The organism is Kitasatospora sp. NPDC048365, assembly GCF_043200835.1.
Lineage (GTDB): Bacteria > Actinomycetota > Actinomycetes > Streptomycetales > Streptomycetaceae > Kitasatospora > Kitasatospora terrestris.
Genome location: NZ_JBICYJ010000019.1, coordinates 162,667 through 171,672, shown reverse-complemented (window position 1 = coordinate 171,672; position 9,006 = coordinate 162,667). Strand labels below are relative to the sequence as shown.

Here is a 9,006-nt window from a genome sequence, read left to right as displayed (position 1 = left end):
CGACTGGCTCCACACCTACAATCACCACCGCGGACACACTGCGCTCAGGGGAAAGCCACCCGCCAGCCGCGTTCCCAACCTCTGGGGTCAGAACAGCTAGGCCCTCACCCCGGGATCACGCCGGGCGGTCCTCGACCCGGTCGAAGTGGGTGGTGGTGTGACGGACGGCCAGCGGCAGTTCGTCACCCACCGCCGGGGGCTTGGAGTCGCCGGGCAGGAAGAGGATCGACACCTGCATGTGCGGCGGCTCGGCGAACCACAGCTGGCGGCCCTGCCAGGAGTAGGGCGAGAGCGTCCGGTTGACGGTGGCGAGGCCGGCCCGGGCCAGTCCCTTGGCCCGGGGCACCATCCCGTGCACGTACTTGGGCGCCTCCAGCCCGACGCCGTGCGCGGTGCCGCCGGTGACCACCAGCAGGTGGCCGTCGGACGGCGCCTTGTGCTGGCGGTAGCCGTACCGGTCGCCGCGCGCCACCGGGGTCACGTCCAGCACGGTCGCCCGGGAGCTCAGCGCCTCGACGTCGCCCAGCCACAGCCGGGTGCCGATCCGGGACCGGAAGACGGTGGCCGGGAAGAGCCCGGCGAGCCGGGCGACGTCCCGGGCGCCGAGGTGGCTGAGGTAGACCGTGGCGGTGGGCAGGCCGGCGGCGGCGATCGCCCGCACCCACTCGGACACCTCCGCCACCGGGTCGGACCCGTCCGGTCGGTCCAGCGGCAGGTGCAGCGCGAAGCCCTCCAGCACGGCCTGCCCGACCGGCAGCCGGCCCAGGTCGGCGCGGGAGACGCCGTGCCGGCGCATCGAGGTCATGCACTCCACCACCACCCGGGTGCCCGGCGCGACCGAGGCCAGCGCCTCGGAGTGCGCCACCGTCCGCACCACCCGGCCGGCCGGCAGCCCGGACTCCTCCTCGCCGACCCGGTACGGGGTCAGCACCAGCAGGTCGCCGGGGAAGGCCCCGGCCACCTCGACGGCCTCCCGGACGGTGCCGACCGCCAGCACCGGGCTGCCCAGCCCGGCCGCTTCGGCGGCCAGCCGCACGTTGCCGAACCCGTACCCGTTGCCCTTGGCGACCGGCACCAGCCCGGGGAACTCGGCGAGCATCGCCCGCTGGTGGGCCCGCCAGCGGGTGGCGTCCACGTACATCGACAGGGTCATCGGTGACTCTCCCCGGGAGTTCGGATCCGACGGTGGCTCAGCGCCGCGACATGTAGAGGTCGAGCGCCTTGTGCAGCAGCTTGTTCAGCGGGAAGTCCCACTCGCCGAGGTACTCGGCGGCCTGCCCGCCGGTGCCGACCTTGAACTGGATCAGGCCGAAGAGGTGGTCGTCCTCGTCGAGCGTGTCGCTGATCCCGCGCAGGTCGTACAGCCCGGCGCCGAGCGCGTACGAGTCGCGGATCATCCGCCACTGGACCGCGTTGGACGGCTTGACCTCGCGCTTGTGGTTGGCGGAGGCGCCGTAGGAGTACCAGACGTGCTCGCCCACGATGAGCATGGTGGTCGCGGCCAGCGGCTCGCCCTCGTGGTACGCGATGTACAGCCGCATCCGGTTGGGGTCCTCGTCGGTCAGCGCCTTCCACATCCGCTGGAAGTAGGCCAGCGGACGCGGGGTGAAGTGGTCGCGCTCGGCGGTGACCAGGTACAGCTGGTGGAAGACCGCGAGGTCGTCGTAGCCGCCCTGGACCACCTCGACGCCGCTCTTCTCGGCCTTCTTGATGTTGCGCCGCCAGAGTTGGTTGAAGCCCTTCTGGATGTCGTCCAGCGAGCGGCCGGCCAGCGGCACCTGGAAGACGTACCGGGGCTGCACGTCGCCGAAGCCGGCCCCGCCGTCCTCGCCCTGCAGCCAGCCGGCCTTGCGCAGCCGGTCGGCCACCTCGAAGGCGCGCGGCTCGTACCAGTCCGGCTCCACGTCGCGCAGCCGCTTGGCCTCCTTGGAGGCGATCGCCTCCTTGATGGTGGAGGCCTCCCAGCGGCGGACCACCACCGGCGGGCCCATCTTCACCGAGAAGGCGCCCTGCGACTTCAGGTGCGCCAGCATCGGCTCCAGCCACTGCTCGATGTCGCGGTCGAACCAGTCGATCACCGGGCCCTCGGGCAGGTAGGCGAGGTAGCGCTTCACCTTGGGCAGCTGGCGGTAGAGCACCAGCCCGGCGCCGACGAGCTCGCCCGACGGGTCGAACCAGCCCAGGCTCTCGGAGCGCCACTCGGCCTTCACATCCGCCCAGGACGGGACCTGCATGTGGCTGGCCGACGGCCGGCTCTCGATGAACGCCAGGTGTTCCTTGCGGGAAATCGTCCGCAGACGCAGGCTCATGCTGTCCTCGCTCCTCCTCGGTCGGCCGATCCAGGGGTGACCCTATCGCCCGAATGGTCCGTTTCGGCCTGGCCTGGCCACGTGGCGACGCCCTCTCCGCCTAGGTACTACGCGGAGAGGGCGTCCGAGGTTACGTGTCGTGCGATTCGGTCGCCGGATGCGGCACCGGCGGGCCGTCGTGCGCCTAGATCAGGCCGCCGTGGGCGATTCCGAGATAGAAACCGACCGAAGCTGCGCCGAGCGCGATCACCGTGACGAACCGCTCGGCGGTGGTGACCGAACTCCACAGCGCGGCCACCGCGAGGACGATGCCGATCAGCCCGGTCCACGAGCTGAGGATGTGCAGGCTGTAGAAGAACGTGGTGACGAAGGACAGCAGCCCGAGGACGGCGGCCAGCACCACCAGGGTGTTCTCCCGCGGGTGCGGGTGGCCGTCGGTGTTGAGGGTGAGCGGGGGCATCCCGCGGATGACCTGGGACATGGACCCACCTCCTGAGGGAGGACACTTTCCGGTCCGTCCAGATTGCGTCGGATATGTCCCTGATCACAACCCCGGAAGTGTTTTGTTCGCTGTGGGTGCCACCCGGTAGGCTGAGTTCTCTGCACTGGTGTAGAGGTGGCTTCTCATGCCCTCTTGCCGGTGTCGACGCTGCACAACCCTCCTGCCACGGAGAGACCGTGGCCGCTGAGTCCAAAGGAGGTGGGTTCCACATGCGTCACTACGAGCTGATGGTCATCCTCGACCCGTCGGTCGAGGAGCGCGCTGTCGCCCCGCTGATCGAGAACTTCCTCAACGTTGTCCGCACCGGTGGCGGCAAGGTCGAGAAGATCGACACCTGGGGTCGTCGCCGTCTGGCGTACGAGATCAACAAGCAGTCCGAGGGCATCTACTCGGTCATCGACCTGAAGGCCACGCCTGAGGTCGTCAAGGAGCTCGACCGCCAGCTCAGCCTGAGCGAGTCGGTTCTGCGGACCAAGGTCCTGCGCCCGGACACCCACTGAGCCCTCTCCTGACGCCCTAGGGCGCCAGGTGGCTCACGTCCGATGTTTCACGTGAAACATCGCTGACGAGCACCGCAGAACTCCTTTTTCCGAGAGGTCATCACCACATGGCAGGCGAGACCGTCATCACCCTCGTCGGCAACCTCGTCGACGACCCCGAGCTGCGCTTCACCCCGTCGGGTGCCGCGGTGGCGAAGTTCCGTATCGCTTCGACCCCGCGCACCTTCGACCGCCAGACGAACGAGTGGAAGGACGGCGAGAGCCTCTTCCTCACGTGCAACGTCTGGCGTCAGCCGGCGGAGAACGTGGCCGAGTCGCTGCAGCGCGGCATGCGCGTCATCGTGCAGGGCCGACTGCGCCAGCGGTCTTACGAGACCAAGGAAGGCGAGAAGCGGACGGTCTTCGAGGTCGAGGTCGACGAGGTCGGCCCGAGCCTGCGCTCGGCGACCGCCAAGGTCACCCGCGCCAACCGCTCCGGCGGTCCCGGCGGCGGCGGTGGCTTCGGTGGCGGTCAGCAGGGCGGCGGCGGTTACGGCGGCGGCCAGCAGGGCGGCAACTGGGGTGGAAACTCCGGCGGCCAGTCCGGCCCCTCCGACGACCCCTGGGCGTCCAGCGCTCCCTCTGGTGGCAACCAGGGTGGCGGCGGCTGGGGTGCCCCGTCCGGCGGCGGCTACTCGGAAGAGCCCCCGTTCTAAGCGGTGCGGGCCGGGCCCACGCCCGGTATCGCTGACAGATTTCGTACCCACTGGAGCACACAATGGCGAAGCCGCCTGCTCGCAAGCCGAAGAAGAAGGTTTGCGTCTTCTGCAAGGACAAGGTCAACTACGTTGACTACAAGGACACGAACCTGCTGCGGAAGTTCATCTCCGACCGCGGCAAGATCCGTGCCCGCCGGGTGACCGGCAACTGCACCCAGCACCAGCGTGACGTCGCCACGGCCGTGAAGAACAGCCGTGAGATGGCACTCCTGCCCTACACCTCCACCACGCGCTAAGAGAGGGTGACCCAAGAATGAAGATCATCCTCACTCACGAGGTCCCCGGTCTCGGCAGCGCCGGCGAGGTCGTCGAGGTCAAGGACGGCTACGCCCGCAACTACCTGGTCCCGCGTGGCTTCGCCATCCGCTGGACCAAGGGCGGTCAGAAGGACGTCGACGCCATCCGTCGCGCCCGGAAGATCCACGCCATCCAGACCCTCGAGGCCGCCAACGAGGTCAAGGCCAAGCTGGAGGCCCTCCAGGTCAAGCTGGCCGTTCGCTCCGGCGACGCCGGCCGCCTGTTCGGCTCGGTGACCCAGGCCGACGTCGTCGAGGCCATCAAGGCCGCCGACGGCCCGGCCGTGGACAAGCGCGCCGTCGCGATCGCCTCGCCGATCAAGACCGTGGGCAGCCACAAGGTCTCGGTCAAGCTGCACGCCGACGTGAAGGCCGACCTCAACGTCAACGTTGTGGCCGCCTGAGCTACCCGGTAGCCAGTGCTGAGGGCCGGACTCCTTCGGGAGTCCGGCCCTCGGTCGTTCGCGGTGACGGATCGGCCCGTCGGGCCGGGGCGCTCGGGCCCGGACGGCTCAGGCCCGGACCGCGCCGGTGACCAGCCACTTGCCGCTGCGCGCCCGCCAGGCCATCAGCGCCGCGCGGACCAGCATGAAGAGGTTCATCGCCCACCACAGGCCGACCACGCCGGCGCCCAGCGCCGGGACGGCGAGCGCCGCCGGGGCGAAGACCAGCAGGGTGGCCAGCATCGCCCAGGCCAGGTAGGTGCCGTCCCCGGCGCCCATCAGCACCCCGTCCAGCACGAACACCAGGCCGCCCAGCGGCTGGGTGAGCGCGGCCAGCAGCAGCACCGCCGACAGCTGGTGCTGCACCGCCGGGTCCGAGGTGAAGAGCGGCACGTACAGCGGCCGGGCCAGCACCATCAGCAGGCCGAGCAGCACGCCGGAGCCGACGCCCCACTCGACCATCCGCCGGGTGGCCGCCCGGGTGCCCGGTACGTCACCGGCGCCCAGGTGGCGGCCGATGATGGCCTGCCCGGCGATCGCGATGGCGTCCAGCGCGAAGGCCACGAAGCTCCACACCGTCATGGTGATCTGGTGGGCCGCCATCTCGGCGTCGCCGAGCCCGGCGGCCACGGCGGTGGCCAGCAGCAGCACCGCCCGCAGGCTGAGGGTGCGCAGCATCAGCGGGCCGCCGGCCCTGGCGCAGGCCCGGATGCCGGCCCGGTCCGGCCGCAGGCTCGCGCCCTCCCGGCGGGCGCCGCGGACGACCACCCACAGGTAGGCGGCGGCCATGCCGGTCTGGGCCAGCACGGTGCCCCAGGCGGAGCCGGCCACGCCGAGCCCGGCGCCGTACACCAGGGTCAGGTTGAGCAGGATGTTGGCGGTGAAGCCGGCGATTGCGACGACCAGCGGCGTCCGGGTGTTCTGCAGGCCGCGGAGCACGCCGGTGGCGGCCAGCACCATCAGCATCGCGGGCACGCCCAGGGCGCTGATCCGCAAGTAGGTGACCGCGTACGGGGCGGCGGTGGGGGAGGCGCCGAGCAGGGCGGCGGCCTGCGGGGCGAGGGCCAGGGTGAGCACCACCATGCCGGCGCCGAGGGCCAGGGCCAGCCAGATGCCGTCGACGCCCTGCTGGATGGCGGCCCGGCGGTCGCCGGCGCCGACCCGGCGGGCCACCGCGCCGGTGGTGGCGTACGCCAGGAACACGAAGATCCCGGCCACGGCGGCGAGCGCGGTGGCGGCGATGCCGAAGCCGGCCAGTTCGGCCGTGCCGAGGTGGCCGACGATCGCGGCGTCCGCCATCAGGAAGAGCGGCTCGGCGACGAGCGCGCCGAAGGCCGGCACCGCCAGGGCGAGGATTTCTCGGTCGTACCGGCGGCGGTCCTGGCGTGGGGCGCGCTCGGGGCGGCGGCCGGTGGCGGTCGTCATGGAGGCCAGCGTACTCATCCACAGGTAAGTGGCGCAATGGAGCTTCGTCCATTACTCGAAATCTTGATCGAACGCCCGGGCGGGCGGTGTGGCGAGCGCCTCCCCACCCGTGTGAAGAAATTCTCATGCACAGCCGAATGGGGAAGTCATTGCTGGTCAGCGGGTTGACGCTGGGCTGATGGTGTGGTTATCCACAGAGGTGTCCACAGGGTTGTTCACAGCTTTGGGCCGGTTCTCCACAGCGGCGGCTAACTTATCCACACAGCCTGTGGATAACCATCTTGGTGGAACCCGCCCAACGGCCGTAGCGTGGGCCGGGACAAGACCTGGGGTGGCTGCGCGACACCGCCCACCGGGGGCCGGAGTTGTCCGCCCGGTGGCGTAAGAAAGAGGGTGCGCCAGGACAGGCCCGCACCACAACCGCACCACACTGCTGATCGGGGATTTCGCGTGACCGGCCCCCAGTTCGACGACCACGACGTTCCCCCGCCGCCGGAGGACGACTGGCAGCCGTCCGACGACGCCTTCTCCCCCGACGGCTTCCCCGACGGCCCCGGCGACAGGCTGCCCGTCCGACGGCGCGAGGGCGGCTTCTCCAAGCGCGACGGGCAGGGCCAGGGCGGCAAGGGCGGGTACGGCGGCAAGGGCGACCGGCGCGACCGGGACGGCGACCGCGACCAGGACCGCGGCGGCTCCGGCGAGGGCTTCGAGCGCGTCCCCCCGCAGGACCTCGCGGCCGAGCAGTCGGTGCTCGGCGGCATGCTGCTCTCCAAGGACGCCATCGCCGACGTGGTCGAGGTGCTCAAGCCCGCCGACTACTACCGGCCGGCCCACGAACTCGTCCACGGCGCGATCCTCGACCTGTACGCGCGCGGTGAGCCGGCCGACCCGATCACCGTCGCCGGCGAGCTGACCAAGCGCGGCGAGCTGGCCCGCGTCGGCGGCGCCTCCTACCTGCACACCCTGGTCAACTCCGTCCCGACCGCGGCCAACGCCGAGTACTACGCCCAGATCGTCCACGAGCGCGCCGTGCTGCGCCGCCTGGTCGAGGCCGGCACCCGGATCGCCGGCATGGGCTACGCCGCCGAGGGCGACGTGGACGAGATCGTCAACGCCGCCCAGGCCGAGATCTACGCGGTCACCGAGCAGCGCACCAACGAGGACTACGCCCCGCTCGCGGACATCATGGAGGGCGCCCTCGACGAGATCGAGGCGATCGGCTCCCGCAACGGCGAGATGTCCGGGGTGCCGACCGGCTTCGCCGACTTCGACCAGCTCACCAACGGCCTCCACCCCGGCCAGATGATCGTCATCGCGGCCCGTCCCGCCATGGGCAAGTCGACGCTGGCGCTGGACTTCGCGCGGGCCTGCTCGATCCACAACAACCTGCCGAGCGTGATCTTCTCGCTCGAAATGGGGCGCAACGAGATCGCCATGCGCCTGCTCTCCGCCGAGGCCCGGGTGGCCCTGCACCACATGCGCTCCGGCAACATGACGGACGACGACTGGACCCGGGTCGCCCGGCGGATGCCGGACGTCACCAACGCGCCGCTGTTCATCGACGACTCGCCCAACCTGTCGATGATGGAGATCCGGGCCAAGTGCCGCCGGCTCAAGCAGCGCAACGACATCCGCCTGGTCGTCATCGACTACCTCCAGCTGATGCAGTCCGGCGGCTCCCGACGGGCCGAGAACCGCCAGCAGGAGGTCTCGGACATGTCCCGTAACCTCAAGCTGCTGGCCAAGGAGCTGGAGCTCCCGGTCATCGCGCTCTCGCAGCTGAACCGTGGCCCCGAGCAGCGCACCGACAAGCGGCCGATGGTCTCCGACCTCCGCGAGTCCGGCTCGATCGAGCAGGACGCCGACATGGTCATCCTGCTGCACCGCGAGGACGCGTACGAGAAGGAGTCCCCGCGAGCGGGCGAGGCCGACCTGATCGTCGCCAAGCACCGTAACGGCCCCACCGCGACGATCACGGTCGCCTTCCAGGGCCACTACTCGCGCTTCGTCGACATGACCCGGGACGTCACCTGATCCGGTGGGTTCCGGTTCCCCGTGGCGGATTCCGGTTTCTGACGGCGTGATCCCGGCGGATCTGCCACGGAATCCGGAGGCGGCTCACTCCCCGGCCGGCTCGCCGAGGATCCGGCTGTAGTGGCGACGCCGCTCGGTCAGCGTCCGGGCGACCTCGTCGTCATCGGTCTCGTTCATCTGCCCGAGATGTCCCAGGAGGTTGTCCCGCTGTGGGTGCTTCGAGCTGCTGACGTACTCGACAGTGCGGGCCGCACCGGCCGCGAGCAGCAGGCGGTGCGGCAGTCCGCACCAGGTGTCGAAGCTCCGGCAGATTGCGTTCCACAGGAGCCAGACATCCTCGATCCGGCGTTCCTCGGCGACGATCAGGGCCGCGAGCTCGATGCTGTGGCCGAAGCCCCAGGAATGCCGGTGGCGCTCGGTCTCCTGGACCAGCAGGTACCTGGCGAAGTCCCCGATGCCGGGTTCGGGCGTGAGGATCAGGGCTTCGAGGACCTGTTGCCGGTCCTCCCAGCGGATGTCGACGGGCAGACCGTCGTCATCGTGTTGTCCGTCGAACTCCAGAAGCTCCCACCGTTCCGGGTCCTCGCACCACCAGGCCAGGTCGGGTACCGCGGGACGGCTCATCGGTGGTGCTTCCGTTCGACTGTGGGAGTGCGGGTTCGAAGGTTCCGGGCCGGAGCAGAGGTTCCCGCCTGGTACGGGCCCGTGGGGTGCACCGCCACAGTTTCGCGCCTGCCCC

10 protein-coding genes and 1 pseudogene are annotated in these 9,006 nt (G+C 70.4%); 6 read left to right on the top strand and 5 right to left on the bottom strand.

The features are described 5' to 3' along the window. A pseudogene (locus ACGFX4_RS21110) lies at nucleotides 1–100 on the top strand (IS481 family transposase); the annotation flags it as partial. A 15-nt stretch (nucleotides 101–115) separates the two neighbouring features. Here ACGFX4_RS21110 and ACGFX4_RS21105 read toward each other — a convergent pair. The 3 genes from ACGFX4_RS21105 to ACGFX4_RS21095 form a co-directional block, all read right to left on the bottom strand. Next, nucleotides 116–1,153 carry an alanine racemase gene (locus ACGFX4_RS21105; RefSeq protein ID WP_393076470.1) on the bottom strand — a complete coding sequence of 346 codons (1,038 nt, stop codon included), beginning with the start codon at nucleotides 1,151–1,153 and terminating at the stop codon, nucleotides 116–118. Between the two features lie 37 nt (nucleotides 1,154–1,190). Beyond that, the gene (locus ACGFX4_RS21100) at nucleotides 1,191–2,309 is read right to left on the bottom strand and encodes a lipid II:glycine glycyltransferase FemX (protein WP_393076467.1); all 1,119 of its coding nucleotides are present in this window, start codon (nucleotides 2,307–2,309) and stop codon (nucleotides 1,191–1,193) included. Between the two features lie 184 nt (nucleotides 2,310–2,493). Beyond that, nucleotides 2,494–2,790 (bottom strand): hypothetical protein, encoded by a 297-nt coding sequence (locus tag ACGFX4_RS21095; protein ID WP_345698161.1) that lies wholly within the window; start codon nucleotides 2,788–2,790, stop codon nucleotides 2,494–2,496. Nucleotides 2,791–3,020: 230 nt separating this feature from the next. Here ACGFX4_RS21095 and rpsF point away from each other — a divergent pair, with 230 nt between their 5' ends. The 4 genes from rpsF (at nucleotide 3,021) to rplI (ending at nucleotide 4,769) form a co-directional block, all read left to right on the top strand. Continuing rightward, nucleotides 3,021–3,311, top strand: a complete 291-nt coding sequence (rpsF, locus tag ACGFX4_RS21090; RefSeq protein WP_393076464.1) for a 30S ribosomal protein S6 — start codon at nucleotides 3,021–3,023, stop codon at nucleotides 3,309–3,311. A 107-nt stretch (nucleotides 3,312–3,418) separates the two neighbouring features. After that, nucleotides 3,419–4,006: a single-stranded DNA-binding protein gene (locus ACGFX4_RS21085; RefSeq protein ID WP_393076461.1), complete on the top strand. Its 588-nt coding sequence runs from the start codon at nucleotides 3,419–3,421 to the stop codon at nucleotides 4,004–4,006. 62 nt (nucleotides 4,007–4,068) lie between these two features. Continuing rightward, nucleotides 4,069–4,305, top strand: a complete 237-nt coding sequence (gene rpsR / locus ACGFX4_RS21080) for a 30S ribosomal protein S18 (RefSeq protein WP_030270170.1) — start codon at nucleotides 4,069–4,071, stop codon at nucleotides 4,303–4,305. Between the two features lie 17 nt (nucleotides 4,306–4,322). Next, nucleotides 4,323–4,769 carry a 50S ribosomal protein L9 gene (rplI, locus tag ACGFX4_RS21075; RefSeq protein WP_393076457.1) on the top strand — a complete coding sequence of 149 codons (447 nt, stop codon included), beginning with the start codon at nucleotides 4,323–4,325 and terminating at the stop codon, nucleotides 4,767–4,769. 108 nt (nucleotides 4,770–4,877) lie between these two features. Here the strand turns inward: rplI and ACGFX4_RS21070 are convergent, their stop codons facing one another. Beyond that, complete coding sequence (locus ACGFX4_RS21070) at nucleotides 4,878–6,233, bottom strand: MATE family efflux transporter (protein ID WP_393076454.1); 1,356 nt, start codon at nucleotides 6,231–6,233, stop codon at nucleotides 4,878–4,880. A 564-nt stretch (nucleotides 6,234–6,797) separates the two neighbouring features. Here ACGFX4_RS21070 and dnaB point away from each other — a divergent pair. Continuing rightward, nucleotides 6,798–8,267: a replicative DNA helicase gene (gene dnaB / locus ACGFX4_RS21065; protein ID WP_393076494.1), complete on the top strand. Its 1,470-nt coding sequence runs from the start codon at nucleotides 6,798–6,800 to the stop codon at nucleotides 8,265–8,267. 84 nt (nucleotides 8,268–8,351) lie between these two features. Here the strand turns inward: dnaB and ACGFX4_RS21060 are convergent, their stop codons facing one another. Beyond that, entirely contained in the window at nucleotides 8,352–8,891 is a 540-nt protein-coding gene (locus tag ACGFX4_RS21060; protein WP_393076451.1) for a hypothetical protein, read from the bottom strand. Nucleotides 8,892–9,006 lie beyond the last annotated feature (115 nt).